Annotated in this window: 23 protein-coding genes and 1 pseudogene; 9 read left to right on the top strand and 15 right to left on the bottom strand. The window is 70.0% G+C overall.

Translation table 11 applies throughout. The annotated features are described in order from the left end of the window. Positions 1-22: 22 nt before the first annotated feature. A complete protein-coding gene (locus SCAB_RS30760) occupies positions 23-1,312 on the bottom strand; it encodes a polysaccharide deacetylase family protein (RefSeq protein WP_013004006.1) in 1,290 nt (429 codons plus the stop codon). 47 nt (positions 1,313-1,359) lie between these two features. Continuing rightward, positions 1,360-3,486: a transglycosylase domain-containing protein gene (locus SCAB_RS30755; protein WP_041669847.1), complete on the bottom strand. Its 2,127-nt coding sequence runs from the start codon at positions 3,484-3,486 to the stop codon at positions 1,360-1,362. A 480-nt stretch (positions 3,487-3,966) separates the two neighbouring features. Between SCAB_RS30755 and SCAB_RS30750 the strand changes: the two genes are divergently transcribed. Both SCAB_RS30750 and SCAB_RS30745 read left to right on the top strand, forming a co-directional pair. Beyond that, positions 3,967-4,185: an FmdB family zinc ribbon protein gene (locus SCAB_RS30750; RefSeq protein WP_037725186.1), complete on the top strand. Its 219-nt coding sequence runs from the start codon at positions 3,967-3,969 to the stop codon at positions 4,183-4,185. A gap of 148 nt (positions 4,186-4,333) precedes the next feature. Then, positions 4,334-5,071: a DedA family protein gene (locus tag SCAB_RS30745; RefSeq protein WP_408054975.1), complete on the top strand. Its 738-nt coding sequence runs from the start codon at positions 4,334-4,336 to the stop codon at positions 5,069-5,071. An 18-nt stretch (positions 5,072-5,089) separates the two neighbouring features. Here the strand turns inward: SCAB_RS30745 and SCAB_RS30740 are convergent, their stop codons facing one another. From SCAB_RS30740 to SCAB_RS30730, 3 genes are read right to left on the bottom strand one after another with little or no spacing between them, the layout of a single operon-like run. After that, positions 5,090-5,908 carry an HAD family hydrolase gene (locus SCAB_RS30740; RefSeq protein ID WP_013004003.1) on the bottom strand — a complete coding sequence of 273 codons (819 nt, stop codon included), beginning with the start codon at positions 5,906-5,908 and terminating at the stop codon, positions 5,090-5,092. Beyond that, complete coding sequence (locus SCAB_RS30735; RefSeq protein WP_013004002.1) at positions 5,908-8,403, bottom strand: phosphoribosyltransferase; 2,496 nt, start codon at positions 8,401-8,403, stop codon at positions 5,908-5,910. Before SCAB_RS30735 ends, SCAB_RS30740 begins: the two co-directional genes overlap by 1 nt. Positions 8,404-8,423: 20 nt before the next feature. Beyond that, entirely contained in the window at positions 8,424-9,590 is a 1,167-nt protein-coding gene (locus tag SCAB_RS30730) for an HpcH/HpaI aldolase/citrate lyase family protein (RefSeq protein WP_013004001.1), read from the bottom strand. A 190-nt stretch (positions 9,591-9,780) separates the two neighbouring features. On the opposite strand from SCAB_RS30730, the gene SCAB_RS30725 reads away from it, so the two are divergent. Further along, positions 9,781-10,605, top strand: coding sequence for a TerD family protein (locus SCAB_RS30725; RefSeq protein WP_013004000.1), 825 nt, complete (start codon positions 9,781-9,783; stop codon positions 10,603-10,605). A 12-nt stretch (positions 10,606-10,617) separates the two neighbouring features. Here SCAB_RS30725 and SCAB_RS30720 read toward each other — a convergent pair whose 3' ends face one another. The 6 genes from SCAB_RS30720 to SCAB_RS30695 form a co-directional block, all read right to left on the bottom strand. Then, positions 10,618-11,358 carry a TerD family protein gene (locus SCAB_RS30720; protein ID WP_013003999.1) on the bottom strand — a complete coding sequence of 247 codons (741 nt, stop codon included), beginning with the start codon at positions 11,356-11,358 and terminating at the stop codon, positions 10,618-10,620. Between the two features lie 109 nt (positions 11,359-11,467). After that, complete coding sequence (locus tag SCAB_RS30715) at positions 11,468-12,613, bottom strand: DUF475 domain-containing protein (RefSeq protein WP_013003998.1); 1,146 nt, start codon at positions 12,611-12,613, stop codon at positions 11,468-11,470. Positions 12,614-12,738: 125 nt separating this feature from the next. Then, positions 12,739-13,314, bottom strand: a complete 576-nt coding sequence (locus SCAB_RS30710; RefSeq protein ID WP_005478759.1) for a TerD family protein — start codon at positions 13,312-13,314, stop codon at positions 12,739-12,741. A 191-nt stretch (positions 13,315-13,505) separates the two neighbouring features. After that, a complete protein-coding gene (locus SCAB_RS30705; RefSeq protein WP_005478762.1) occupies positions 13,506-14,081 on the bottom strand; it encodes a calcium homeostasis/redox stress adaptation protein in 576 nt (191 codons plus the stop codon). Between the two features lie 113 nt (positions 14,082-14,194). After that, on the bottom strand, positions 14,195-14,653 hold the full coding sequence (locus SCAB_RS30700; protein WP_037725180.1) for a peroxiredoxin: 459 nt from the start codon (positions 14,651-14,653) through the stop codon (positions 14,195-14,197). A 118-nt stretch (positions 14,654-14,771) separates the two neighbouring features. Beyond that, the gene (locus SCAB_RS30695) at positions 14,772-15,209 is read right to left on the bottom strand and encodes a DUF3052 domain-containing protein (RefSeq protein ID WP_020115348.1); all 438 of its coding nucleotides are present in this window, start codon (positions 15,207-15,209) and stop codon (positions 14,772-14,774) included. 414 nt (positions 15,210-15,623) lie between these two features. On the opposite strand from SCAB_RS30695, the gene aceE reads away from it, so the two are divergent. Together aceE and SCAB_RS30685 are read left to right on the top strand one after the other, a co-directional pair. Beyond that, positions 15,624-18,371, top strand: coding sequence for a pyruvate dehydrogenase (acetyl-transferring), homodimeric type (gene aceE / locus SCAB_RS30690; protein WP_013003995.1), 2,748 nt, complete (start codon positions 15,624-15,626; stop codon positions 18,369-18,371). A 71-nt stretch (positions 18,372-18,442) separates the two neighbouring features. Continuing rightward, a complete protein-coding gene (locus SCAB_RS30685) occupies positions 18,443-19,222 on the top strand; it encodes a potassium channel family protein (protein WP_013003994.1) in 780 nt (259 codons plus the stop codon). 108 nt (positions 19,223-19,330) lie between these two features. Here SCAB_RS30685 and SCAB_RS30680 read toward each other — a convergent pair whose 3' ends face one another. Beyond that, on the bottom strand, positions 19,331-19,636 hold the full coding sequence (locus SCAB_RS30680) for a hypothetical protein (protein WP_037725337.1): 306 nt from the start codon (positions 19,634-19,636) through the stop codon (positions 19,331-19,333). 274 nt (positions 19,637-19,910) lie between these two features. Next, positions 19,911-21,549, bottom strand: a pseudogene (locus tag SCAB_RS30675) (MFS transporter); the annotation flags it as partial. Between the two features lie 100 nt (positions 21,550-21,649). Here SCAB_RS30675 and SCAB_RS30670 point away from each other — a divergent pair. The 3 genes from SCAB_RS30670 (at position 21,650) to SCAB_RS30660 (ending at position 24,579) form a co-directional block, all read left to right on the top strand. Further along, a complete protein-coding gene (locus SCAB_RS30670) occupies positions 21,650-22,312 on the top strand; it encodes a TetR family transcriptional regulator (protein WP_013003991.1) in 663 nt (220 codons plus the stop codon). Positions 22,313-22,436: 124 nt separating this feature from the next. After that, entirely contained in the window at positions 22,437-23,645 is a 1,209-nt protein-coding gene (locus SCAB_RS30665; RefSeq protein WP_013003990.1) for an alpha/beta hydrolase, read from the top strand. A gap of 76 nt (positions 23,646-23,721) precedes the next feature. Next, positions 23,722-24,579, top strand: coding sequence for a DUF4429 domain-containing protein (locus SCAB_RS30660; protein ID WP_013003989.1), 858 nt, complete (start codon positions 23,722-23,724; stop codon positions 24,577-24,579). Between the two features lie 34 nt (positions 24,580-24,613). Here the strand turns inward: SCAB_RS30660 and SCAB_RS30655 are convergent, their stop codons facing one another. Both SCAB_RS30655 and SCAB_RS30650 read right to left on the bottom strand, forming a co-directional pair. Next, the gene (locus SCAB_RS30655) at positions 24,614-25,627 is read right to left on the bottom strand and encodes an aldo/keto reductase (RefSeq protein ID WP_013003988.1); all 1,014 of its coding nucleotides are present in this window, start codon (positions 25,625-25,627) and stop codon (positions 24,614-24,616) included. Then, entirely contained in the window at positions 25,624-26,118 is a 495-nt protein-coding gene (locus SCAB_RS30650; protein ID WP_013003987.1) for a MerR family transcriptional regulator, read from the bottom strand. The genes SCAB_RS30655 and SCAB_RS30650 overlap by 4 nt, the downstream gene beginning before the upstream one ends. 96 nt (positions 26,119-26,214) lie before the next feature. Between SCAB_RS30650 and SCAB_RS30645 the strand changes: the two genes are divergently transcribed. After that, complete coding sequence (locus tag SCAB_RS30645) at positions 26,215-26,685, top strand: GNAT family N-acetyltransferase (RefSeq protein ID WP_013003986.1); 471 nt, start codon at positions 26,215-26,217, stop codon at positions 26,683-26,685. Positions 26,686-26,701 lie beyond the last annotated feature (16 nt).

Here is a 26,701-nt window from a genome sequence, read left to right as displayed (position 1 = left end):
AGCAACGTGGGTATCTGTGGGGCTATTTCACGACCGAGGCCCAGTCGGACGGTGCCTGCGCGGGGTCGAGGCCGCGCAGGTTCGCCAGGGTCTGCGGCGACTGGACGTCCATCCAGTCGGCCAGCTCCTCGAAGGACACGCACTTGACGTCCTTCTTCACGCACACGTTCTTGATGACCTCGTCGACGGCGTTCATGTAGATGCCGCCGTTCCACTGCTCGAAGTGGTTGCCGATGAGCAGGGGTGCCCGGCTGCCGTAGTAGACGCGGTTGAAGCCGGCCATGTAGGTGTCGATGGTCTTCTGCTGCCACGTCGGGTACATGGCGGGGTCGCCCTCGGTGGAACCCTTGGACTGGTTGTGGAGGAAGTTGAAGTCCATCGACAGCGCCTGGTACTCGTCGCTGTACGGGAGCAGTTGCAGCGGGAAGTCCCAGATGCCGTTCTTCTTGCCGGGCCAGACCTGGAAGGCGCCCGGAGAGCTGGCGTCGTAGCGGTAACCGAAGTCCTTGACGGCCTTCAGCAGGTTGTCCTGGCCCTCCAGACAGGGGGCCCGGCCGCCCTTGACGGCGTCGACGGTGAAGGGCAGCGGGTCGAGGTCGGTGTCCCCGGTGTTCGTCTTCCAGTTGGCGAGGAAGTCGTTGAACTCCTTGATCTCCTGCTTCCACTCCGCGACACTCCAGTCGCCGCCGCCCTTCGGGCCGCAGAAGTGTCCGTTGAAGTGGGTGCCTATCTCGTTCCCCTCCTTCCACGCCTTGCCGAGTTCCTCCAGCGTGGTGCGGACGTGCTCGTCGGTGGGGTAACTGATCGCGGCGGCGCCCTTGTCGTGCTGGGGCGGGTCGTACAGGTCCCGCTTGGACTTGGGCAGCAGGTAGATGCCGGTCAGGAAGAACGTCATGTGGGCGTCGTACTTCTTCGCCATCTGCCGGTAGTGGTCGAAGAGGTTGTCGTCGCCCGCGAGCGCGCCGTCCCAGGAGAAGACGACGAACTGCGGCGGCTTCTCACCCTTCTTGAGCGGTACGGCCTTCAGCCGCCCCTTCTGCGGGCCGGTGTAGGAGGTGGAGCCGTCCCCGACCACCTTGGTCTTCCCGTCCCACACGAACTCCTTCTTCGTGGACCCCTTGGTGTTCCCGCTGCCGGCCGAGGAGGCCGTCGGCGCGGTGCCGCCCGTGCGGTTGAGCACCATGTACCCGCCGACGAGCGAGGCGACGACGAGGAGCGCGGCCAGGGTCAGGAACTGCGGGCGCGTGGTGCGGCGGCGCTGCGGGCGCGCCTTGCGTCGGCGGCCCTTGTGCGGCTTGCTGCCAGAGGTCATGTGCGGCTCATTCTGCGAGGGTGGCGGGTGCGGATGCTCATCGGTGGTCAGCCGATATTCATCGCACGGGACCAGATGTCGTAGGGGACGCCGGAATTGGGTGTTCCGGCGATCCCGCCGAGCCGCAGCGGCTCCAGGCTCTTGGTGAGGTCGATGCGGTAGACGACCACGGCGGTCGACACGTTGGCGGCCGTACCGACGTACCAGGCGGCCTTGTCGTCCTGGGTGGTCCCGCCCTTGGCGGCCACCTCGTAGGACGCGGCACCGGGCGAGTCGGGATGGGCCGTGCGGAAGGCGTCCGTGAGCGCCGAGGTGACCTCGGCGGCCACGTCGGCGCCCACCGCGCGCTCGGGCCCGGGGGTCTTCAGGGGGACCCGGTACCCGTTGTGGGTCATCTTGCGCACGGAGTACGGCTCGGTGTGCTTGCCCTGGGCGGCGAAGGTGCTGTAGCCGCTGGCCATGCGGATCGCGCTGGGCGTGGCGCTGCCCACGGAGAACGCGGGCACCTGGGCCCCGAAGCTGGAGGGCAGGAACCCGGCCGCCTCGGCGGTCTTGCGCACCTTGGCCAGCCCGGTGTCCATGCCGAGCTGCATGAAGGGCGTGTTCACCGATCCGGCGAGGGCGTTGTGCAGGCTGATCGGGCCCCAGGACTTCTTGCCGTCGTTGTGGGCGGAGACCCGGTCGCCGTCCCGGTCCCAGTACGGCCCCTCGGGGGTCGTCACCGGGACGGCGTCGTTGCCGTCGTAGACCGTCTGCGGGGTGACAGGTGTAGCCGCGCCGCCGCGCTCCTTGACGACCCCGTGTTCCAGCCCGGCGGCGTACACGAACGGCAGGAAGGCCGAGCCGGACGGGACGGTGGTCGCGTTCGACTCGTTGTAGCCCTGTCTGCGGTGGTCGGGGCCGCCGTAGACGGCCAGGATCCGCCCCTTGGAGTCGACCGAGGAGGCGCCGAAGTGGGCGGTCTTCGCCTTCTTCGGGTTCTTCTCGGTCACTTCCCTGCGCGCCTTGGTGACGGCATCGGTCAGCTCGGTCTGCCGGTCCTTGTCGAAGGTCGTGTAGATCTGGTAGCCGCCCCGGTCGAACTCCTGGGCGGTGATGTTCGCGGCCTTCTTCGCGTACTGGGAGGCCAGCTCCACCAGGTAGTCGCTCTGCTTGCCCGTGTCGTACTGGTTGGACGGGTCGAGCGGCTCGGGGAACTTCGTGTACTTGGCGCGCTCGGCCTTGGACAGCTTCTTGATGGCCACCATGCGGTCCAGGATCCACTCCCAGCGCACGACCGTCCGCGCGTGGTTGGCCCTGCTGAGGGAGGGGTCGTAGAGGCCGGCGCCCTTGAGGAGGGAGGCGAGGGCGGCGGCCTCGCTGACGTTCAGCTCGCTGACGTCCTTGCCGTAGTACGCCTGGGAGGCGCGCTGGATGCCGTAGGTGCCGCGGCCGAACCAGCTGGTGTTGAGGTAGCCCTCCAGGATCTCGTCCTTGCTCATCTGGTTGTCGAGCTTGAGGGCGATCATCGCCTCGTCGAACTTGCGGCCGAGCGAGCGGTCCTGGGAGAGGTAGACGTTCTTGACGTACTGCTGGGTGATCGTCGAGCCACCCTGGGTGTCGCCCTCGCCCACCGTGCGGACCAGGGCGCGGGTGATGCCGCTGAAGGATATGCCGGGGTCGGAGTAGAAGCTCGAGTTCTCCGCGGCGAGCACCGCCCAGCGGACGTCCTCGGGGACGTCCTTCAACGGCATCGCCTGCCGCCGCACCCAGCCGGTACGGGCCATGGGAGTGCCGTCGGACCAGAAGTACACGTTGTCCTGCTGGGTGGCGAAGGTGTTGAGGTCGGCGGGTATGTCCGTGGCGGCGTAGGCGACGGTGAGGAACATGCCGCTGGCGCCCACGGCCAGACCGGCGGCGCCCAGCGACTGCCGCCAGGACGGCACCCAGCGGCGCCAGTCCGTCCGGCCCGGACGCGGGTATTCCGGACGCATCCGGCTGACGAACGGCGCGAAAGGCGCCAGCCGCGCCCCCGCGGCGGCGGTGAATCTGGCCAGAACCGACGGCCTCGGCGCCTTGCGCCGGCCGCGTCCGCCCGTTTTCGGCTGCTCCTCCGGCAGGTCGAACGTACCCGGCTCGGGCAGCCGCAGCTGCATGGTCTCGTCCGGCGGGGCAGGCGGGAGCTTCAGCTGCATGGTGAGGTCGGACTCCCGGACCTCCTCCGTCCGTCCCTCTCCCGGGGCGCGCGGGGCACGCCGACGGCGTGCGCGGTCCTCGCCCTCGGAACCGGCCGGGTTGCCCTGGCTAGTCAAGACGGACCCCCTCGTACGGGCGGTCCGGGCGATGCGCGGCAACGATGCGGCGGTGCGCGGCAACCTTTCGCCCACGCACGGCAACTGTTCGACCGGGAGACGTGGCTCCCGATCGGCAAAGGACAGCGGTCATGACTGTCCCCCCTCCCCACTTGGCATCGCCCGTGTGGTAGGTCACAGCCGCCACTCGCGCGACCATGAGCCCCCTCTTCCCCCAGCCTTACCGGCCTCCACACAGCGACCACAAATTATCAGTCACTTTCACAACTGCTTCTGTCAGGAGCGTGAAAATCTGGCCAGTGTGACCGACCAGCCATTGTGCAGGCTCCTTGCCACGGCACGGACGGCGGTTAGCCTGGGCCCATGCCTCGCTACGAATACCGCTGCCGGACCTGCGGCGACACCTTCGAACTGAGCCGCCCGATGGCCGAGTCGTCCGCCCCCGCGGACTGCCCCGACGGCCACTCCGACACGGTCAAACTCCTGTCGACGGTCGCCGTCGGAGGCTCGGCCGCCGCGTCCGCACCCGCGCCCCGGGCGGGCGGTGGTGGCGGATGCTGCGGCGGCGGATGCTGCGGTTGATCAACACACTCCGATCAACGGCCGCCACCCCGGAAGCGTTCATCGGACCCCCGCGGCACGGGCCCGTTTAAGCATACTTTCAGCCAGGACCCCGGGGGCCCACCGCCCCCTCAGGCTCTCTTCAGCTTCGCTCACCTAGCGTGCCCCCATGACAGCCATGCACGAGGAGTCGATGAGCGGCGCGCCCCTGTGGATCGTCGGTCTGATGGATCTGCTGGGCGCGCCGGGCGCCGGCATCGCCGTCGCGCTGGAGAACCTCTTCCCGCCGATCCCCAGCGAGGTCATCCTCCCCCTCGCCGGGTTCGCCGCGAGCACCGGGCAGATCAGCCTCCTGGCGGCCCTGCTGTGGACCACCGCGGGTTCCGTCGTGGGCGCCCTCGCCCTCTACGGCGTCGGCGCCCTCCTCGGCCGCGACCGCACGGTCGCCCTCGCCGTCAGGCTGCCCCTCGTCAAGGTCGCGGACATCGAGAGGACGGAGGCGTGGTTCCTCCGGCACGGCACCAAGGCGATCTTCTTCGGCCGGATGGTCCCCGTCTTCCGCAGCCTGATCTCCGTGCCGGCCGGCGTGGAACGCATGCCCCTGCCCGTCTTCACCCTGCTCACCACCCTGGGCAGCGCCCTGTGGAACACGGCCTTCGTCCTGGGCGGCTACTTCCTCGGAGCGAACTGGACCGAGGTGACGGCGATCGCCTCGACGTACTCGAAGATCGTCCTGGCTGGGGCGGCCCTTGCGGTCCTGGCATGCGCACTGGTCCGCTTCCTGAGAAAGGACCGCGGCAGCCAGGGTCAAGGGGCGCGGGGCGCTGACACATGCGGCTCCGCCGCGCGGGCGCGACAAGCCACGGACGACCCGCGGCCCGAAACGCACCGCACCCCCGCCCCCTGACCGGCACGGCCGACAGCCTCACCGCTCGCGCGCGGCCCTCAGGAACTCCCGAAGAATCCGCTCCCCGGCCAGCACCCCCCGCTCGGGCAGCGCGCTGACCCCGGGCCCCATGAACCCCTCGTCCGCCAGCTCCCCGTGCCCCGGCCGCCAGGCCCGGTCCGCCGCGAGCAGCAGATCCGCGTCCAGCAGCGAGTCCCCCGCGGCCAGGGTCAGCTCCACCCCGGTTCGCCGCGCGACCTCCCGCATCGCCGCCGACTTGGTGAGCGGCTTCGGCACGGCGTAGATCTTGCGTCCCTGGAGGGAGACGGTCCATCCCCGGTTCTCGGCCCAGACCGCGAGATCCTTCACCCATTCCTCGGGCAGCAGCTCACGCTCGACGACGAGGTAGACGAACAGGTCCTCCGCGACCCGGTGCTTGCGGACCCACACCGGGTCCGCCGTGGCCTCCAGATGGGCCCGCACCTCGGCGAGCGGCGCGCACTCGTCCGCGAGCCGGGCGGTGACCCGCCCGTGCCAGGCGGCGTCCGTCACCCCGTCCACGAGGAGATGGCCGCCGTTGGCGCAGATCGCGTAGGCGGGTTGCGGCCCCGGCAGACTGATCCGCTGGTACTGCTTGCGCGTCCGGGTCGTCGTCGGCACGAACACCGCCGCGTCCCCCAGCTCGGCGAGCAGCCCCGCGGCCGTCTCCGTCATGTACGACAGGGGTCTGCTCTCGTGCACCTCGACGGTGAGCAGCCGGGGCGCCCGCGCGTCCGGCATGGTCAGCGCGAGCGCGGCGGCCGAGTAGATGAGCGTGCGGTCGAGATCGCTCGCGACGAGAACGCGGGGACCGGGCATCAGACCGTCACCGCCCTGCCGTCGGCGCCGGTCGCGCCCCGCGTGTACTGCGGGTGGATCAACCCCACGCATGTGTACGGCAGTTCGGCCACCTCTTCCACCGGTACCCCTCTCTGTTCGGCGAGCAGACGTACGTGGTCGAGGTCCGCGCCCGCCCCGGCCCGCGCGAGGATCTTCCACGGTACCCGGCGCAGCAGCACCCGAGTGGTCTCGCCGACACCGGGCTTGACCAGGTTCACGTCGTGGATGCCGTACTCCTCGCTGATGCGCTCGACGGCCGCCCAGCCCTCCCAGGTGGGCGTGCGGTCGGCGGCGAGCAGTTCCCCCACCCGGGCGTCCACGGTGTCCGTGACGTCCCCGAAGCGGTCGGAGACGGCGTCCAGGAAGGCCACCGACACATCGGCGCCGGCCAGCTCCCGGTAGAACTTGGCCCCGTGGAAGTCGTCGGGCCCGACCAGGTCCGCGCGCAGCACGGTCCGCGATATCAGCCCGGAGACGGTGGAGTTGAGGCAGGCGGACGGGATGAGGAAGTCCTCCCGGGTGCCGTACGTCCGCACGCACGAGCCCGGGTCGGCGAGCACGGCGATCTCCGGGTCGAAGCCGGTGATGCCGTCGGACTTCTCGAACTCCAGCAGTGCGGCGGCGAGTTCACGGGTGATCGCGCCCTTGCCGGTCCAGCCGTCGACGAACACGACGTCGGCGGGGTCGTGACGGGCCGCCAGCCAGCGCAGCGCGTTGGCGTCGATGCCGCGCCCGCGCACGATGGACACGGCGTAGTGCGGCACGTCGATGCCGTGCCGGTACCGCGCCCACCGCCGCATCAGCACGCCGACCGGGGTCCCGGCCCGGGCCAGCGACACCAGCACGGGCCGAGGGGACCGCTCGGCGAGCACGGACTCGGTCACCACGCCCACGGCCGCCGCGATGCGTTCGGCGGAGGTGTCGAGGGCGCTGTGGAAGAGGGCCTGGTAGTGCTCGCTCGGCTGGTACTCGACCGGCAGGGACTCCGCGTAGTGCGCGCCCCCGCTCTGGATCGCCTCCTCCCGCTCCTCGGTGGGCGCCTCCAGCGTCACGTCCGAGAGGTCCCGCAGCAGCCAGCCCACCTCGTCGGCCGCGTAGGAGGAGAAGTCGGGACCACGCAGGGGGTCGGGGAGCATGGAGGGCCTTTCGGTGAGATGCGGGGCCGGCGGGACGTACGACGGCACCACGGCGAGCAGCACGGCGGGGGTGTGGGCGGCGAGGGCGGCCAGCAGGCCGTCGGGGGCGTGCAGGGCGGGTGTGTCGGCCACCGAGTCGACGACGGCGACCACGGCGTCGAAGCCGCCGCCGGCCACGTTGTAGGCGTACCGCTCCCCCGGCCCGTCCGCGGGGTCGTCGTGGGCGGGGAAGACGAGGCGGCTGCGTATCGCGTAGCCGGGGTCGTCGACGGCCAGGACGGGGGAGCGCGTGGTGGTGGAGAACCGGACCTCCGTCCCGTCCTCCCGTTCCCGCACCAGGAGTTCCAGTTCGCGGGCGAGTGCCAGCGGCGCGTACATCAGCTCCTCGAAGCCGAGCACGAGCACCCGCCGGGCCGTGGGCGGCAGGGCCCCGGCCAGGCGTGCGGCCATGCCGGGCAGCGCGCTCTCCAGGCGGGCGCGGTGCGCCGGGGTGAAGCCGTGCCGCCCGCCGTCGGGCACGCCCTCGGGCCATCCCAGCCCGACGCGGGTGACCCGTGAGGCGCCGTCCGTGCCGGCCGGGCCGGGGGCGGCGGTCTCGTACCGCGCGACCAGCGCCTGCCCCTTCTCCAGGACGCCGTCCGGCAGCCGCACCGTCCCCTTCGCCGCGGTCACCAGGTCCACCCGGGCGCCGATCTCCCGGGCGAACTCCGTCAGCCGCCCCTGGTCGGCGGCCGAGCGCATGTCGACCAGCGCCACGACGACGTACCGCTCACGGGGATAGCGGTCGTGCAGCGCACGGATGGTGTTGAGGACCGTGTTGCCGGTGGAGAACTCGTCGTCCACGAGCACCAGCGGCCCCCGTCCCGCGAGCAGGGCGGGGTCCTCCGGCAGCAGCAGGTGCGAGGTCGCGTGGGAGTGGGACTCCTCGAAACCGCCCGCCCGGTCCACGCCCTCGACCGGGCGCCGGGTGGAGTGGAGATAGGGCGCCTCGCCGAGCCCGTCCGCGACCGAGTGCCCGAGACCGGTGGCCGTCTCGGCGTACCCGAGGACGACCGCGGTCCGCGCCCCGCCCTCCCCCAGCAGCTCCCGCACCCGGCGGCCCAGCGTGAACCCGTGCCCGTGGACGACGGCCGGCGACTGCGGCACGTGCTTGCCGAGCACGTTCGACACCAGCAGATGGGCCCGCTTGGGGTTGCGGCGCAGCGCCAGGCCCAGCAGCCCGCTCAGCTCCTCGTCCCCGACCAGGTCGACCCCGAGCCGGGCGCGGACCCAGGCCCCGGACCAGACCCCGCCGGACGGGCCGGGCGTACCTGTCGTGTCGTTCGCTGCGTTGATCATCGATTCCTCAGTCGTGGCGGTCACTCGGGCAGGCCCGCGGCCAGCAGGTCCACGAACCCGATGTCCTCGTTGGCGACACCGAACACCTCGGCACGCTGCAGAACCCTTTCTGCCCAGGCGCGGTGCGGTTTGACCTCGTTCATCTTGTTCCGGGACGCGGACCGCAGGACACCGCCCCCGTGCCGGTCGGGCCGCACGATGTCCTGGGCGTCGTGGAACTCCTCGTGGCTGACCACGGACAGCGCGTGCACGGGCAGCACGTGCGAGGGGTGGATGCAGGTCTTGCCGAGCAGCCCGTTGGCCTGGTCCAGGGAGATCTCGCGCAGCAGACCGTCCAGCGCGTGCTCGATGAGCGACTCCCGCAGCTCCCCGGCCCGGTTCGCCAGGAAGGGACTGGTGCGCAGCTGCGGCTTGAACATGCGCTCCTGTACTCGAAAGTACTCCCACACCGGCCCGGTCACCGTGAATCCGGTGCCGTCGGCCCGTCCGAGCACGTTCACCACGTCCGCGATCACGGAGGCGACGATCTGGACGTCGTAGGCGGTCATGTCGGGGGCCCGGCGCAGGGCGTAGGAGGAGCAGAAGTCGGTGACGCCGAGGCGCAGCGCGAGGACCCGGTCGCGGTACTTGTCGACGGTGTGGGCGATGCCCTGGAGCGCCTCTACGCGCGTCTCCCTGTACATCAGCTCGGGTGACTCCAGCACCGGCATGCCGAACAGCCGCCGGCCGCTCGTGGCCTCGGCGGCGGTGAGCGCCTCCAGGAACGCCACACCCCGCTCCTCGGTGAACTTGGGGAAGACGAACCCCGACAGCAGGCGCGCGGCCGGGCCGAAGCGGCGCACCAGGTCGGGTATCTGCTCGGGGAGGCGGACCCGGATGAACAGCAGCGGAAGGTCCACATCCGGCCGCTCGGCGAGGTCGGCGAACTGGCGGACGAGATTCTCCTCGGCGCCCGGAACCTCCGCGTCGCCGATGGAGTCCTCCAGGCACAGCACCATGGAGACCACACCGCGTCCGGCCTGCTTCACGACGTCGTCGGCCAGCCGTTCCCGGGTGGCCGGGCTGTAGAGCGTGGCACCGAGCGCGGCGGCGAGGATCCGGGCCGGGGAGTCCGCGTGGAAGGCTTCCGGCTCCCGGTAGAAGAGACGCCGGCGCTGCTCAGGGGCGATGTGCCCGAAATGACGCATGTGGTTCCCCCGTGGCTGCTGGGCGTCCGGTCACGATCGTGGCCGGTAATAGTACGTACAAATGTGTGACATCAGTTCCCACCGGGCGTGAAGTTCTGGTAACCCGGCCGTGTCGGGTGCTGAACGTTTCCACCGGCGGTTCACCGCCCCCGCGTTGTCGTGATCAGGACCGAGAGGGCAGGATGACCGCATGACGCACGCGATGCTGAAGGGGTCGAACATCCCGATCGAAGCCACGGCGGTCCGCGCCGTGCTGCGCTGGGCGCCCGGGCAGGGCGTCCCGGTGGTCGACGCCTCGGCGCTGCTCCTCGGTCCCGACGGCCGCGTACGGTCCGACGAGGACTTCGTCTTCTACAACCAGCCCCGCCACCCCTCCGGCAAGGTGTGGCGGCTCGGCCAGAAGCGGGTGGCCGAGGGCCCCACCGACACCATCCAGACCGACCTGGCCGGTGTCGAGTCAGCCGTCGGCCAGATTCTCCTGGTGGCCTCCGCGGGGGACGTCACCTTCGACCGCGTTCCGTCCCTGCGCATCCTGCTGTACGACGCCACGGTCGCGGACGCCGAACCGCTGGCGTACTTCGACGTCAAGCCCGAGACCGGCGAGGAGACCGCCCTGATCTGCGGCGAGCTGTACCGCCGCGGCGGCGGCTGGAAGTTCCGTGCCCTCGGCGAGGGATACGTCAACGGCCTGGAGGGCCTCGCCACGAACTTCGGCATCATGGTCGACGAGTCGACCGCCGCCGGGGCCGACCAGAACGCCACCACGCGGACCCCGTCCCCCGAGACCTCCGCGCCGCTGCCTCCCGAGCGGCCCCCGGCCGGCGTCCCGGCCCAGCCCGGGTACGGCTACCCCCCGGCGGCCGTCACACAGCAGTCCGGCTACGGCTATCCGCACCCCCAGCCGACCCCGGCCACCACCAACGGGCCGGCGTACGGCTACCCCCAGCCCACGGCGGCGGCCCTGGACCCCGACTTCCGCCTGCCGCCGCAGGGACCGCAGTTCATCGGCCGCTGAGCGGCGGAGGCGTCAGGAACGCTCGGCCTTGCTCTTGTACCCCCGCCCCCACTGCAGCCCCCACCCGTACAGGCGGTCGAGTTCGGCCTGGAAGCCGTAGACGAACTTCACCTCCCGGCGGACGGTGATCTCCCCCTTGATGTTCTCGATCATCACCACGGCGCACGACCGGGCCTGCGGGTGCCGCTCGTCCAGACCTATCTCGATCCGCGGGCCGTTGCTGGGGTACAGGGTCACGATCGCGTGCGTACGGTCGAACGCGGGCGTCTGGTCGTAGATGTAGACGAACACCAGCATCCGCCGGAACGCCTCGCGGTGGTCCAGGTTGATGTACATCGTCTCGCCGGACCCCGACCCGAACCGGTCGTCCCCGCTGAGCCGCATGTACGGCGGCTCGTTGATGTCCCCGAGGAAGCCGCCCAGCGGCTGCACGACCCCCTTCGTCCCGTCGGCCAGCTCGTACAGACAGCCGAGGTCGAGGTCGACGTTCACCATGCTCTGGCTGTGCGCCTGGACCTCCTCCGGCCGGAGCGCCCTGAAGGGGTGCCGCAGCACGCTCTGCCGCTTGGGTCCGCCGATGTCGGAGGTCCGCATCCGCCAGGACAGATTGACGCGCAGATGGCCCGCCGCCGCGTTCTGCTTGGACAGGGACACCTTCTGGTGCCGCTTGGTCAGCTCGATCGCGTTGGTCGCCGCGTTGCCCGCGTCGAACTCCGAGGCCCGCCCCCGCCAGAGGTTGTCCAGGAAACTCATGCCCGCCCCACACCCGCCGTCTCGTCGCGTCAACCACCAGCGGGGCGGCCGACGAGGACGCATCCTCGTCGGCCGCCCCGCTCAGAGCCTGCCCTCACCCCACGGGTGGTCACACCCCGGAGGAGACCTCCGCCTTGTCGGCGGCGTCAGCTTTTCCCTCCTCCGCCTCCAGCGCCTTGTTGCGGCGGACGGAGGACCAGAAGGACCAGGCGATCAGGATGACACCGATGGAGCCGGTGATGAACTCGTTGATCTCGTACTGGATGGTGACGAGGAGGATCGCCGCGAGCGCGCCGATCGCGTAGTGCGCGCCGTGCTCCAGGTAGACGTAGTCGTCGAGGGTGCCCTGACGGACCAGGTACACGGTCAGCGACCGGACGTACATGGCGCCGATGCCGAGGCCCAGCGCCATCAGGACGATGTCGTTGGTGATGGCGAAGGCGCCGATGACACCGTCGAAGGAGAAGGACGCGTCCAGGACCTCCAGGTAGAGGAACATGAAGAACGCGGCCTTGCCGGCGAGGGCCACGGCCGAACGCGGCTTGCCCGCGCGCTCCGCCGCCTCCTCCTCCTCGTGCTCGCGCTCCTCTTCCTCCTCCAGCTTGTTCTCGAAGAAGCCGGAGAGACCACCCACGATGAGATAGGTGATGAGACCCGCGAGTCCGGAGATCAGGACCGTCTGCGCCTTGTCGACATGGGCGCCGCCGTGCTGGTGGGCGTTGGTGGCGAAGGTCATCGAGGTGACCAGCAGAACGATCATCGCGATGCAGGCCGACAGCATGTCGACCTTGCCGAGCTTGGCCAGCGGACGCTCCAGCCAGCTCAGCCACTTGATGTCCCGGTCCTCGAAGATGAAGTCCAGGAAGATCATCAGCAGGAACATACCGCCGAAGGCCGCGATCGACGGGTGGGCGTCGGTCACGTACTGCTGGTACTGGTCCTTGTCGGTGAGCGCGAGGTCGACGGCCTCGATGGGGCTCACCTTGGCGCTGATGGCGACGATGACGACGGGGAAGACCAGCCGCATACCGAAGACGGCGATCAGGATGCCGACGGTGAGGAAGATCTTCTGCCAGAAGGCATTCATCTTCTTCAGGATCCCGGCGTTGACCACCGCGTTGTCGAACGACAGCGAGATCTCCAGGACGGACAGGATCGCGACTACACCGAACGCCGTCCATCCGTCGTAGAGAACCGCTGCTACCAAGCCGAGCGCGGTGACCGCGAACGACCAGCCGAAGGTTTTCAGAACCACTGGCTACCCAATCGTGTGTGTACGGGGTTCCCCCGCGCCGCGCGCGGCTTTGCGAAACTTTGAACCCGAAGTGTAGTCGGGCACCCCGCGCGCCCCACACGGCCCCGGTTTTTGCGCATAAAGCGCTACGACACGTTCACACCGAAGTCGAGTGCGATGCCCCGAAGACCGGACGCGTACCCCTGCCCCACCGCCCGGAACTTCCATTCCCCGCCATAGCGGTAGACCTCACCGAAGATCATCGCGGTCTCGGTGGAGGCATCCTCGGAAAGGTCGTAACGAGCGAGTTCCTGACCGTCGGCCTGGTTGACGACGCGGATGAACGCATTGCTGACCTGGCCGAACGCCTGGCCGCGGTTCTCGGCGTCATGGATGGAGACCGGAAAGACGATCTTGTCGACGGTGACCGGCACCCGGGAGAGGTCGATGATCAGCGACTCGTCGTCGCCGTCGCCCTCACCGGTGAGGTTGTCGCCGGTGTGCTCGACCGAGCCGTCGGGGCTCTTGAGGTTGTTGTAGAAGACGAACCACTCGTCGCCCAGCACCCGGCCGCCCTGGCACAGCAGAGCGCTGGCGTCGAGGTCGAAGGGTGCTCCGGTGGTGGTTCTGACGTCCCAGCCGAGACCGACCAACACGTGCGTGAGGTTCGGCGCGGCCTTGGAGAGGGAGACATTGCCTCCCTTGGCGAGTGTGACGCCCATGGTGCTGGTCCTCCCCGATTTTCGAGCTTCAGTGGCTCAACTGTTCAGTTGTGTGCGGACGCGCCGGTGGTGTGCGTACGCGTCGGAGCGCCCGCCCCCGTCGTACGAGCGCGTCCGGCGCCGCCGTCGGTGACGACAGCGGCGCCGGACGTGGTGAGTCGGCAGGTCCAGGGGGCTACTTCCCCCGTGACTCAGACGTTCACACCGAAGTCCTGGGCGATGCCGCGCAGACCCGAGGCGTAGCCCTGGCCGATGGCGCGGAACTTCCACTCGGCGCCGTGGCGGTACAGCTCGCCGAAGACCATGGCCGTCTCGGTGGAGGCGTCCTCGGAGAGGTCGTAGCGGGCGATCTCCGCCTCGCCGGCCTGGTTCACCACGCGGATGAAGGCGTTGCGGACCTGGCCGAAGGACTGCTGGCGGTTCTCGGCGTCGTAGATCGAGACCGGGAAGACGATCTTCTCGATCTCGGCCGGGACGGTCGCGAGGTTGACCTTGATCTGCTCGTCGTCGCCCTCGCCCTCACCGGTGAGGTTGTCACCGGTGTGCTCGACGGAGCCGTCCGGGCTCTTCAGGTTGTTGAAGAAGATGAAGTTGGCGTCGCTGCTGACCTTGCCCGACGCGTCCAGCAGCAGGGCACTGGCGTCCAGGTCGAAGTCGGTACCGGTCGTGGTGCGGATGTCCCACCCCAGTCCGATGATGACCGCGGTCAGGCCCGGCGCCTCCTTGGTCAGCGATACGTTGCCGCCCTTGCTGAGGCTGACTCCCACGAGGTCCTCCGTTTGGTCTCAGGGGCGTGGAGCCCCTGCGTTGCGTTGGTGTCGGATCAACGTGTCGATCCTAGTGACGGGTTCCCGATCCCCGTAGGGCTTGGAACCGAGAATCACAGGGTGTCGAGGGCCGCGAGGTACTCGTTCAGGTCGCGGGCGTCCGGCAGGGCGTTCACGACCGACCAGCGGACGACGCCCTCCTTGTCGATGATGAACGTGCCGCGCACCGCGCAGCCCTTGTCCGCGTCGAACACGCCGTACGCCCGGGACGCCTCACCGTGCGGCCAGAAGTCCGACAGCAGCGGGTAGTCCAGGCCCTCCTGCTCGGCGAAGACCCGCAGCGTGTGGATCGAGTCGTTCGAGACCGCCAGGAGCTGCACGTCGTCGTTGACGAACTTCGGCAGGTTGTCCCGCAGCTCGCACAGCTCGCCGGTGCAGACGCCGGTGAACGCGAACGGGTAGAAGAGGACCACCACGTTCTTCTCGCCGCGGAAGTCCGCGAGCCGCACGGTGGCCCCGTGGTTGTCCTTCAGCTCGAAGTCGGGTGCCTTGTCGCCGACCTGGATCGCCATGATGTTCCTGAGTCCCTTCATGGACCGTTCGGGTGGCCCAGCCTACGCAGGGGAAACACCGCGCCCCCGGAAGGGGTGGCCCCGAGGGGCCTCGCTCCGGGGGCGCGGGTTCACGTCACTACTTCTTCGACTTCGCCGCCTTGGGCGTCACCAGCCGGCTCCCACTCCAGTCCTTGCCGACACTGACGCTCTTCGACGCGGACAGCCCCGCGGTCGTCGCGGCTTCGGAGATGTCGCTGGGCTCCACATAGCCGTCCCGCCCGGTCTTGGGCGTCAGCAGCAGGATCGAGCCGCCTTCCTCGATGTACGTGGTGGCGTCCACCAGTACGTCGGTCAGGTCGCCGTCGTCGTCTCGGAACCACAGCACGACGGCATCGGCCACGTCGTCGTAGTCCTCGTCGACGAGCTCACTGCCCACGACTTCTTCGATGGACTCGCGGAGCTCCTGGTCGACGTCGTCGTCGTAGCCGATCTCCTGGACCACCTGCTCGGGCTGGAACCCCAGCCTTGCGGCAGGGTTCGTCCGCTCCTCCGCGTGGTCCGCGGTCGCGCTCACGGGTTGCCTCCTGATCATGTTCGGGTGGGGTCGCCCCCTGGGGAATGAGCCACGCGCGTGCGCGAAGCAATGGCCGTAGTCCACACGGGCGGGACCGATCGCGCAAGTACCCAGCCTTCCAGACCGCCGAAACGGTGACGATCCGGGCCGTGTCACCGCAACTCTCTGCGGCGTTTCACCGCCTCACGTGACGCACACCACACCGCTATGCCCGTTTTGCGCATTCGGCAACCATCCGGGGGTACGAGCATCGAATACCTTTACTACCTTTGTCGAGCGGGCGGCCACCCTGGTTACTTCTCGGTAGAGGTGACGTATACGTCCTTGAGGTACACGATGGGGGGCGGTGCAGGCACCTAGAGAACACCCTTGCAGAACCCCTGAAGAGCGGCCCTCTCACAGCTAAGGAACAGCGTGGCTTCCGGATCCGATCGCAATCCGATCATCATTGGCGGCCTTCCGAGTCAGGTCCCTGACTTCGATCCCGAGGAGACCCAGGAGTGGCTCGACTCGCTCGACGCCGCCGTGGACGAGCGCGGCCGTGAGCGCGCGCGCTACCTGATGCTCCGGCTCATCGAGCGGGCCCGTGAGAAGCGCGTGGCCGTGCCCGAGATGCGCAGCACGGACTACGTCAACACCATCCCCACCAAGGCCGAGCCGTTCTTCCCCGGCAACGAGGAGATCGAGCGGAAGATCCTCAACGCGACCCGGTGGAACGCCGCCGTGATGGTGTCGCGCGCCCAGCGGCCCGGTATCGGCGTCGGCGGCCACATCGCGACCTTCGCGTCCTCCGCCTCCCTCTACGACGTCGGCTTCAACCACTTCTTCCGCGGCAAGGAGGAGGGCGACGGCGGCGACCAGATCTTCTTCCAGGGTCACGCCTCCCCCGGCATCTACGCCCGCGCGTACATGCTGGACCGGCTCGACGACCGGCAGCTGGACGCCTTCCGCCAGGAGAAGTCGAAGGCGCCGTACGGCCTGTCCAGCTACCCGCACCCGCGGCTCATGCCGGACTTCTGGGAGTTCCCGACGGTCTCCATGGGCCTCGGTCCGCTGGGCGCGATCTTCCAGGCGCGGATGAACCGGTACATGGAGGCCCGCGGCATCGCGGACACCTCCAGGTCGCACGTGTGGGCGTTCCTCGGTGACGGCGAGATGGACGAGCCGGAGTCGCTCGGCCAGCTCACGATCGCCGCCCGCGAGCACCTCGACAACCTGACCTTCGTGGTGAACTGCAACCTCCAGCGCCTCGACGGCCCGGTGCGCGGCAACGGCAAGGTCATCCAGGAGCTGGAGTCGGTCTTCCGGGGCGCCGGCTGGAACGTGATCAAGCTGGTCTGGGACCGCTCCTGGGACCCGCTGCTCGCCCAGGACCGCGACGGTGTGCTGGTCAACCGGATGAACACCACGCCGGACGGCCAGTACCAGACGTACGCCACCGAGACCGGCTCGTACATCCGCGACCACTTCTTCGGTGACGACCACCGGCTGCGCGCGATGGTCGAGAACATGACCGACGACCAGATCCTGCACCTGGGCCGCGGCGGTCACGACCACCGCAAGATCTACGCGGCGTACAAGGCGGCCTACGAGCACAAGGGCCAGCCGACGGTCATCCTGGCGAAGACGGTCAAGGGGTGGACGCTGGGCCCGAACTTCGAGGGCCGCAACGCCACGCACCAGATGAAGAAGCTGACGGTCGCCGACCTCAAGGGCTTCCGCGACCGCCTCCACCTGCCCATCTCCGACAAGGAGCTGGAGTCCGGCGCGCCGCCGTACTACCACCCCGGGCGGGACTCGGAGGAGATCCAGTACATGCACGACCGCCGCAAGGGGCTCGGCGGGTACGTCCCGACCCGTGTCGTGCGCGCGAAGCCGCTGCCGCTGCCCGCGGACAAGACGTACGCGAGTGTGAAGAAGGGCTCCGGTCAGCAGTCGATCGCCACGACCATGGCGTTCGTGCGTCTGCTGAAGGACCTCATGCGGGACAAGGAGATCGGCAAGCGGTTCGTGCTGATCGCCCCCGACGAGTACCGCACCTTCGGCATGGACTCCTTCTTCCCGAGCGCGAAGATCTACAACCCGCTCGGCCAGCAGTACGAGGCCGTCGACCGCGATCTGCTGCTCGCGTACAAGGAGTCGCCGACGGGCCAGATGCTGCACGACGGCATCTCGGAAGCGGGCTGTACCGCCTCCCTCATCGCGGCCGGTTCGGCGTACGCCACGCACGGCGAGCCGCTCATCCCGGTCTACGTCTTCTACTCGATGTTCGGTTTCCAGCGCACCGGCGACCAGTTCTGGCAGATGTCCGACCAGCTGGCGCGCGGCTTCGTCCTGGGCGCGACCGCCGGCCGTACGACGCTGACCGGTGAGGGCCTGCAGCACGCGGACGGCCACTCGCAGCTGCTGGCGTCCACCAACCCCGGCTGCGTCGCCTACGACCCGGCGTTCGGGTTCGAGATCGCGCACATCGTGAAGGACGGTCTGCGCCGGATGTACGGCGAGACCGCGGACGGCAAGCCGGGCGAGGACGTCTTCTACTACCTCACCGTCTACAACGAGCCGATCCAGCATCCGGCCGAGCCGGCGGACGTGGACGTGGAGGGCATCCTCCAGGGCATCCACCGCTACCGGGCCGGCGAGGAGGGGTCGATCCCCGCGCAGATCATCGCCTCCGGTGTGGCGGTCCCGTGGGCCGTCGAGGCGCAGCGGATCCTCGCCGCCGACTGGAACGTGAAGGCGGACGTCTGGTCGGCGACCTCCTGGAACGAGCTGCGCCGCGAGGCCGTCGAGGTGGAGCGGCACAACCTGCTGCACCCCGAGGAGGAGCAGCGCGTCCCCTACGTGACGAGGAAGCTGAGCGGCGCCGAGGGGCCGTTCGTGGCCGTCTCGGACTGGATGCGTTCGGTGCCGGACCAGATCTCGCGGTGGGTGCCGGGCACGTACCAGTCGCTGGGCGCGGACGGCTTCGGCTTCGCGGACACGCGGGGCGCGGCCCGGCGCTTCTTCCACATCGACGTGCAGTCGATCGTGGTCGCGGTGCTGACCGAGCTGGCGCGTGAGGGCAAGGTCGACCGCTCGCTGCTGAAGCAGGCCATCGACCGGTACCAGCTGCTCGACGTGGCGGCGGCGGACCCGGGCGCCGCGGGAGGCGACGCATAGCATCCGCTTCCCGGTCAAGGGGTGGTGAACCGGTGGGTTCACCACCCCTTCACGTTTTCTACTATGCGCCCATGAAGCAGCGAACGGTCCCGGCCCTGGTCCGGTGGGAGCAGCACACTCAGCGGCCGCTGTTCGTCCTGGCGGCCGTGTTCGCGGTGGCGTACGCCGTGCCGATCGTCCGGCCGGACGCGAGCGACGAGGTGCAGTGGTGGTGCGAGCTCGCCGAGTGGGCGGTGTGGGGTTCGTTCGCGCTCGACTACGTCGTCCGGCTCGCGCTCACCGACCGGCGCCGGGAGTTCGTGCGGACGCGGTGGCTGGACCTGGCGGCCGTGCTGCTGCCGATGATCCAGCCGCTGCGGCTGCTGCGGGTGGTGGCGACGCTGCTGCTGGTCGGGCAGCGGGCGCGGATGGCCTCGCAGATAAAGCTCACGACGTACGTCGGCGGGGCGGTGGTCGGGCTGCTGATGTTCGGATCGCTGGCCGTGCTGTCCGTGGAACGGAACGCGCCCGACGGGAACATCCACACGCTGGACGACGCGGTGTGGTGGTCGTTCACGACGATGACGACCGTGGGGTACGGGGACCACGCGCCGACGACCGGGATGGGGCGGGTGCTGGCCGTCGGGCTGATGCTGTCCGGGATCGCGCTGCTGGGTGTGGTGACGGCGAACATCGCGGCCTGGTTCATCGCGCGGTTCGAGAAGGACGACGCGGAGGAGCGGCGGCAGACCGCGGCGATAGCCGAGCTGGCGGAGGAGGTCCGGCTGTTGCGGGCGGAGGTGGCGTCGTTGAAGTCCGTCTCCGTGCCGGGAGTGCCGGGGGTGCCGGGGGTGCCGGAGCAGCGCCGTTGAGTTCGGGGGCGCGTTGCCGGGTGCGGGTGCGTCGTCGCCGGTCGCGCAGTTCCCCGCGGTTCTTCAGGGGCGCGGGGAACTGCGCGAGAGGCCCCACCGGGCCCGCGGTCAGAGCAGACCGGTACCCGGTCCGGCCGCGCCGGCGAGCCAGATGACGGCCAGGATCGTGTCGATCGCGCCCAGGACGACCGCGACGACCGCGGGGACGGAGCGGGTGCCGGACCAGGTGCGGTTCATCGCCAGCCAGCCGCAGAGGATCGCGACCGGGCCGAGGACGATGCCCAGGACGAAGAATCCCGCGACCGCGCAGATGACTCCGACGATCCCGAGGGTCGCGCGATCCGGCCCGCTCTGTGACCACGTCCGGCCACGTGCTCGGGGGTGCCTGCGCGTACCGTGTCCGAAGCCCGCCATCGTCATCAACTCCCTGAACCTCGCGGTCAGTTCGCGTACGGAACGACGGGTACCCCTGCTCGGCGGTCGAAACCAGGGGGTGTTGGCGGAGTTGGCCGCGCGCGCTGCCCCCCCCTCCGGCAGCGCGCCGCAGGCCCCCGGGTGTCCCCGTCGGCAACGACCATGCCGTGCGGAGGACTTGACCCACTGTGACCTGCGGCGCGTAACGGGGGAAAGCGGTCTTCGGCGCTGTCACCCTGATAGGCGAACACGGGCGCAAACCCGCGCGTGAGGCAGCGGTGGAGCGGTCAGATGTGCGCCGCTCCGGCGCCCGCCTCCGCGTTCTCGCCGCGCTTGGTCAGGAACGCCACGAGGACGGCGACCGCCGCCACCCCGGCGGCCACGAGGGACGCCAGGCCCATGCCCGACATGAACGTGGCGTGCGCGACCGTGGCGATCTTCGCCGCGATCTCCGGCGGGGTGCCCTCGGCCACCGGCGGGACACCGACCTGGACGGCCTCGGACGCCTTGCCGAGCTGGGCCTCGGTGAGCGGCGGCAGACCGGCGTCCGCCCAGTTGCCCGGGAGGTCGCCGTCGACCTTGGAGGCCATGACGGCGCCGAGGACCGCGGTGCCGAGGCTGCCGCCGATCTGCATCGCGGCCTGCTGGAGACCACCGGCGACACCGGACAGCTCCAGGGGCGCGTTGCCGACGATGACCTCGGTGGCGCCGACCATGACCGGGGCGAGGCCGAGCCCGAGGAGCGCGAACCACAGGGACATCACGGCGCTGCCGGTGTCGGTCTCCAGCGTCGACATGCCGTACATGGCGATCGCGGTGAGAGCCATGCCGCCGGCCAGCGGGATGCGCGGACCGGCCTTGGTGATCAGGGCGCCGGCGAGCGGCGAGCCGACGATCATCATGCCGGTGAGCGGGAGGAGGTGCAGCCCCGCGTCGATCGGGCTCATCCCGTGCACGTTCTGCAGGTAGAACGTCACGAAGAACAGTCCGCCCATGAAGGCGATGGCCATCAGGACCATCAGGACGACACCCGCGGACAGGGGGACGGAGCGGAAGAGGCCCAGCGGGATCAGCGGCTCCCTCACCTTCGTCTCCCAGAAGGCGAAGAGGCCGAACCCGACGACGGACACGGCGACGAAGGTCCAGGTCAGACCGTCGCCCCAGCCCCATTCGGGAGCCTTGATCAGCGCCCAGACCAGACAGAACATGGCGCCGGACAGCAGGGCCATGCCGAGGATGTCGAAGGAGCGCGGGGCGTTCTCGGCGCGGTGGTCCAGCAGGATCCAGGTGCCGAGGGCCAGGGCGAGGGCACCCACGGGGACGTTGATCCAGAACACCGACTGCCAGCTGACGTTCTCCACCAGGAAGCCGCCGAGGATCGGGCCGCCCGCGGTGGACGCGCCGATGACCATGCCCCAGATCCCGATCGCCATGTTCAGCTTCTCGGCGGGGAAGGTGGCCCGGAGCAGGCCGAGCGCGGCCGGCATCAGCAGCGCGCCGAACAGGCCCTGGAAGACACGGAAGGTCACCACGAAGGCGACCGAGTCCGACAGGCCGATGGCCCCGGAGGCGGCGGCGAAGCCGACCACCCCGATGAGGAAGGTCTGGCGGTGGCCGAAGCGGTCGCCCAGCTTGCCCGCGGTGATGAGGGTGACCGCCAGCGCGAGGAAGTACGCGTTGGTGATCCACTGGACCTCGGCGAAACTCGCCTTGAGGTCGTCCGCGATGACCGGGTTGGCGATCGCCACGATGGTGCCGTCGAGGGCGACCATCATGACGCCGACGGCCACGGTGAGGAGGGTGAACCAGGGATGGCCGCGCAGGCCCCGTCCCCGGCCGGTCGACGGGTCCGACGGGACGACCGGCGTGCCGTCCCCCGGTCCCGTCTTGTCGACAGTGGTCTGACTAGTCATACGCGCGAGACTAATGACAGCGACTGACAGTTGACAAACCAGTTCACAAGTCGGTAACTGTCACGTCACTCGCCGCAGGCGCGGGTGGAAACGAGGGTTCATGGAGACGGCTGCCACGGCGGCGACGGCGCACGAGCGGCCCGGGCTGCGCGAGCGGAAGAAGCAGCGCACCCACGACGCGCTGCTGCGGGCCGCCCTGGAACTGTTCACCACCCAGGGTTACGAGACGACGACGGTCGACGAGATCGCCGAGGCCGTGGACGTCTCGCAGCGCACCTTCTTCCGCTACTTCGCGGGCAAGGAGGAGGCGGCCCTCGCGGCCCTGGAGCTCACCCAGGCGCACTTCCTGGCCGCTGTGCGCGCCCGCCCGGCGCACGAGGCTCCGCTGGAGGCGATGCGCAACGCCGTGCTGGAGGGCTGGGACGCCATCGGCGAGGCCGTCGACCGGGTCGTCCCCGTCGATCTCTATCTGCGCGCCTACGGCATGATCGAGTCGACGCCCGCACTGCTGGCCGCCCATCTGCGCCGCTCGGACGAGGTCGCGCGGGAGCTGGAGCGGATCGTCGCCGAGCGCGAGGGGCTCGACGTGCACACCGATCCCCGGCCGCGGGTGGCGGTGGCGTTGTTCGGCGGGGTGATGAGGGTCACCGAGCGCCGCTGGGTCCAGGGCGGTGACCTCAGCAAGGAGGCGATGCGCGAGCTGACCGCCGCGCATCTGGACGCCGTACGGCCGACGTTGGCCGAAAAGTGGCGCACTGGCTGAAAATCGTATGGAAGGATGCCAACGGGACGTTCCGTGCGCAGTGCGCGGAAGGTGTGTGATCGAAACGTGATCCCTCTCACTTGGTTAACGCGAGACCCTTCCGTTCTCTTAGTGTGTCCTTTCAGTGACTTCCTTCGACTCCACCCCGCAACTGAACGTCTGGCGCGCACTGCTGGCGCTGGCCGTGGTTTTCGTGATGCTGGCGACCACCGGCTGGACCGCGATCCGCAGCCACCGTGAGGAGTCGCCGCTGCAGGCGTCGCTCTCCGCGTGGCAGCGCGGGCATCTCGACGGCCGCGAACTGCCGGACGCCGACGCCTCCCCGCACCGCCTGGCCGCCTTCTTCGCCTCGCTCACCGCGCACCAGCGCGACCGGCTCGCCCACCGGTACCCGCTCGCCGTCGGCAACATGGCCGGCGCTCCCGTCGAGCTGCGCTACCGGGCCAACCGTCTCGCGCTGCACCGGCAGAGCGAGCGCGAGCGCACGCGCATGCACGACCAGCGGCTCTCCGAGACCGGCCGGCACGAGGCCGGCCGCCGGATGCACCGCTTCGCCATGCTCGCCGCGAAGAAGCGCGACATCCTGGCCTTCGACCCCGAGGGCAACGGCCGGGTCGCCGAGGTCTTCGGCAGTCTCGACACGGCGGAGCGGGTCTCGGTCGTCGTCCCGGGTGTCGACACCAGCATCATCAACTTCCAGCGCACCAACCGCCGGTTCTCCGCACCCGTCGGCATGGCCGAATCGCTCTACGACGCCGAGCGCTCGGCCGACCCCGCGACGCCCACGGCCGTGATCGCCTGGGCCGACTACACCGCGCCCACCGGCCTCGGCCTCGACTCGGCCACCGCGCTGCGCGCCGAGCAGGGCTCGGTCCGGCTGAACGCGCTGGTGCGCAGTCTGCCCGTGGGCTCTACCGTGGCGCTGGTGTGCCACAGCTACGGCTCGGTGGTCTGCGGGGTCGCCGCTCCGTCGCTGCCGTCCCGGGTCACCGACATCGCGGTCGCCGGCAGCCCGGGCATGCGCGCCGACTCGGTGCGCCAACTGCGGACGGGGGCCCGGGTGTGGGCCATGCGGGACGCCGACGACTGGATCCAGGACGTGCCCTATCTGGAGGTCGGCGGGCTGGGCCACGGCGCCGACCCGGTCTCCTCGGAGTTCGGGGCACGCGTCATGTCGGCCGCCGACGCCCGGGGTCACAGCGGCTACTTCGAGCCGGGCACGGAGAGTTTGCACAACTTCGCCGAAATCGGCATCGGCGCCTACGCGTCGGTGCGCTGCGCGCGGGAGGACGACTCGTGTCTGGCGGGTCTGTCCGACAGCGCTGCGGCCTGACGCGCGTAGAAAGGGGGCAGAAGTGCGGTTCGCCACGGTCGGGACTTCCCCGCGTCGCCCGCATACGATGAGCCGCATGGGTGACGTACTGGCCGGATTGCATGCCGTCTGGGAGTTCGAGTCCGACTCCGTGCTCATCCGCTTCGAACGGGGGATCCGTACGCCGAAGCTCTTCCAGGCGCTCGGTGAGCGGCGCATCCCCCTGGAGGCGATCGCGGAGGTGACGCTGACGCCCGGGAAACGGGGCACCGTCGTGCTGCACGCCGTGCCGCGACCGGGTGCCGATCCGCTGATGGAGGCGGCGGCGGGCCAGCTCAAGGAGGGCTCCGACCCGTACCGGCTGGTGCTGCCGGCCGAGCGGGAGACGCTCGCGGAGTACTACGCCGACGAGCTGCGGGCCCGGCTGACCGGGTCGGGACCGGCCGACCGGTTCCTGGTGGCGGCGCCCGAAGTGCCCCTGCAGTTCAAGGCGTACGACGGCAAGGCGTCGTTCGACGGGCGGTCGGTGTCGTTCCGGTGGTTCTGGACGGGCGCGTCCTCCGCGAAGTGGAAGGCCGGCGACCAGAGTTTCCCGGTGAGCGCGCTCAGCGGGGTGGAGTGGCGGTCGCCGGAGCTGTTCGAGGGGTATCTGCGCCTGCTGCGGCGCGATGCCAACGGCGAGCAGCCGGCCCAGCCGGATCATGATCCGGCCGCTGTCGTGTTCGGGCTGGGGTACGGGCCGGTGCACGAGTCGCTGCCGTTCGCCGCGGCGGTACTGGCGGCGGCGCGGACCGGCTCCGCCGGGCCGGTGGAGCCGGCGACGGCCGCGGCGCCCCGGCGGGATCCGGCGGACATCGCCGACCGGATCCGGCACCTGGGGGAACTGCACGAGGCGGGGCTGGTCACCGACGAGGAGTTCAGCGTGAAGAAGGCGGAGTTGCTGGCCGAGTTGTAGCCGGTCGCCGTGCGCGGAGCGCGCGGTGCGAGCCCTACTCCCTGCCCGCCGACGTGAAGCGCATGTCCGCGTAGCGGTCTCCCGCGACCTCGGCCGCGATCGGCTCCAGCAGGGCCATGTCCTCCTCGCCGAGGACGATCCGCGTGGCCGCCGCGTTCTCCTCCACCCGGCCCGGCCTGCGGGTGCCCGGGATCGGGACGACCGGGAGGCCGTGGGTCACCGACTGCCGGTGGACCCAGGCAAGTGCTGTCTGGCCGAGGGTGGCGCCGTGCGCCTCGGCGACCTTGCGGACGGGCTCCAGCAGGGCCGCGTTGGCGGCGGCGTTGTCGCCGGTGAAGCGGGGCTGGTGGCGGCGGAAGTCGTCCGCGGTGAGGTCCTCGGCCCTGGCGAAGGATCCGGTGAGGAAGCCCCGGCCCAGCGGCGAGTAGGCGACGAGGGTGACACCGAGCTCGCGGGCGGCGGGGACGACGGTCGCCTCGATGTCGCGGCTGAACAGGGACCACTCGGACTGCAGGGCGGCGATGGGGTGCACCGCGTGGGCCGCGCGGAGTTCGGCGGCCGTGACCTCGCTGAGGCCCAGCTGCCGGACCTTGCCCTCGCGGACCAGCTCCGCCATGACCCCGACGCTCTCCTCGATCGGGACGCGCACGTCACGGCGGTGCATGTAGTAGAGGTCGATCACGTCGACGTCGAGACGGCGCAGGCTGCCCTCGACGGACTCGCGTATGTGGGCCGTGTCGTTGCGGATGATCCGGCCGGTCGGGTCGTCGGGGTCGATGGCCAGACCGAACTTGGTGGCGACGACGACCTCGTCGCGGTGCGCCTTGAAGAAGGGGGAGAGGAAGCGCTCGTTCTCCCCGGCGCCGTACGCGTGGGCCGTGTCGTAGAGCGTGACGCCCAGTTCCAGCGCGCGCTCCAGGGTGGCCCGGGACTCCGCCGCGTCCGAGGGGCCGTACGCGAAGCTCATGCCCATGCAGCCGAGGCCCTGTACGCCGACCTCGGGCCCGTCGGTGCCGAGCCGTGCCGTCGCGATCCTGCCGTCCGTCATGACGCCCTCTCCGACGCCAGGGCGGGCCCGGCGTCAGCGTAGAAGTTGATCTTTCGGTCGAGCACGCTCAGGGTGTCCTGCAGTTCGGCGATCCGGGACAGGACGTCGTCCCGGGTCGACTTGAGCAGGTCGAAGCGCTCGGTGTAGGTGTGGTCGCCCGCGCGCACCAGCTCCGCGTAGCGGACCATGTCGGCGACCGGCATGCCGGTCAGCCGGAGCTTGCCGACGAGGTCGAGCCAGTCGAGGTCGCGGTTGCGGTAGCGGCGCTGGCCGGTGTGGGAACGGTCGATGTGCGGCATGAGCCCGATCCGCTCGTACCAGCGCAGCGTGTGTGCCGTCAGACCGGTGAGGTCGACGACCTCGCTGATCGTGTACCTGTCCCGCCCGTCCGGCCGCCGCGGCTTCGGCGGCGGACCGGCGCAGCTGTCGGCACCGGCGGTACTCGCGACACTCGTCGCGCTCGTCGTACTCGTGGTCTCCATCACCGTCATGGCCCCCACGCTAAAACCTTCGAGTGTGCTCCAAGCAAGCGAATACGGTGAGAAAACACGAGGACGTGACGTGAACCCACTGGCTAGCGTGCGGACATGAGTCTCGTACGACGTGCCACGGCCGAGGACGCCCGCGAACTGCTCCGCCTGCGGCAGGTGATGATCGACTCCATGCCGGGAGCGGACCGCTCCACCGACTGGCACGCCGAGTCCCTGCCCACCGTACGCCGCCGGCTCACCGACCCGGACGGGGACTTCGCGGCCTTCGTGGCCGACCGTCCGGAGCGGCCGGGCGCCCTCGCCGCGCTGGCGGCCGGGACGGTCGACTACCGGATCGGGCGGGCCGGGAACCCGCACGGCGTGGTCGGCCACGTCTTCAGCGTCGCCACCGACCCGGACGCCCGCCGCCGGGGGTACGCCCGTGCCTGCGTGGACGCCCTCCTCGACTGGTTCCGGGAGCGGGGCGCCGGCCACGTCCACCTGACCGCCTCCCCCGAGGCCGAGCCGCTGTACGAGTCGATGGGCTTCCGGCGCAGGTCCGACCCCTTGATGCAGCTGGATCTGTGAGCGGCTTAGGCTCGTG

The organism is Streptomyces scabiei 87.22 (assembly GCF_000091305.1).
Lineage (GTDB): Bacteria > Actinomycetota > Actinomycetes > Streptomycetales > Streptomycetaceae > Streptomyces > Streptomyces scabiei.
The sequence above is the reverse complement of the archived record's forward strand: the minus strand, read 5'-3'. Positions and strand labels throughout refer to the sequence as shown.

Bases quoted from the DNA above. Each gene is read 5' to 3' on its own strand.
- SCAB_RS30700 (WP_037725180.1), bottom strand. From the start codon at position 14,653: ATGGCGATCCAGGTCGGCGACAAGGCACCCGACTTCGAGCTGAAGGAC.
- SCAB_RS30735 (WP_013004002.1), bottom strand. From the start codon at position 8,403: ATGATCAACGCAGCGAACGACACGACAGGTACGCCCGGCCCGTCCGGC.
- SCAB_RS30685 (WP_013003994.1), top strand. From the start codon at position 18,443: ATGAAGCAGCGAACGGTCCCGGCCCTGGTCCGGTGGGAGCAGCACACT.
- SCAB_RS30760 (WP_013004006.1), bottom strand. From the start codon at position 1,312: ATGACCTCTGGCAGCAAGCCGCACAAGGGCCGCCGACGCAAGGCGCGC.
- SCAB_RS30740 (WP_013004003.1), bottom strand. From the start codon at position 5,908: ATGCCCGGTCCCCGCGTTCTCGTCGCGAGCGATCTCGACCGCACGCTC.
- SCAB_RS30720 (WP_013003999.1), bottom strand. From the start codon at position 11,358: ATGAGTTTCCTGGACAACCTCTGGCGGGGGCGGGCCTCGGAGTTCGAC.
- SCAB_RS30670 (WP_013003991.1), top strand. From the start codon at position 21,650: ATGGAGACGGCTGCCACGGCGGCGACGGCGCACGAGCGGCCCGGGCTG.
- SCAB_RS30725 (WP_013004000.1), top strand. From the start codon at position 9,781: ATGACGCACGCGATGCTGAAGGGGTCGAACATCCCGATCGAAGCCACG.
- SCAB_RS30755 (WP_041669847.1), bottom strand. From the start codon at position 3,486: ATGCAGCTGAAGCTCCCGCCTGCCCCGCCGGACGAGACCATGCAGCTG.
- SCAB_RS30710 (WP_005478759.1), bottom strand. From the start codon at position 13,314: ATGGGCGTCACACTCGCCAAGGGAGGCAATGTCTCCCTCTCCAAGGCC.
- SCAB_RS30750 (WP_037725186.1), top strand. From the start codon at position 3,967: ATGCCTCGCTACGAATACCGCTGCCGGACCTGCGGCGACACCTTCGAA.
- SCAB_RS30655 (WP_013003988.1), bottom strand. From the start codon at position 25,627: ATGACGGACGGCAGGATCGCGACGGCACGGCTCGGCACCGACGGGCCC.
- SCAB_RS30645 (WP_013003986.1), top strand. From the start codon at position 26,215: ATGAGTCTCGTACGACGTGCCACGGCCGAGGACGCCCGCGAACTGCTC.
- SCAB_RS30745 (WP_408054975.1), top strand. From the start codon at position 4,334: ATGACAGCCATGCACGAGGAGTCGATGAGCGGCGCGCCCCTGTGGATC.
- SCAB_RS30660 (WP_013003989.1), top strand. From the start codon at position 23,722: ATGGGTGACGTACTGGCCGGATTGCATGCCGTCTGGGAGTTCGAGTCC.
- SCAB_RS30730 (WP_013004001.1), bottom strand. From the start codon at position 9,590: ATGCGTCATTTCGGGCACATCGCCCCTGAGCAGCGCCGGCGTCTCTTC.
- SCAB_RS30680 (WP_037725337.1), bottom strand. From the start codon at position 19,636: ATGGCGGGCTTCGGACACGGTACGCGCAGGCACCCCCGAGCACGTGGC.
- SCAB_RS30650 (WP_013003987.1), bottom strand. From the start codon at position 26,118: ATGACGGTGATGGAGACCACGAGTACGACGAGCGCGACGAGTGTCGCG.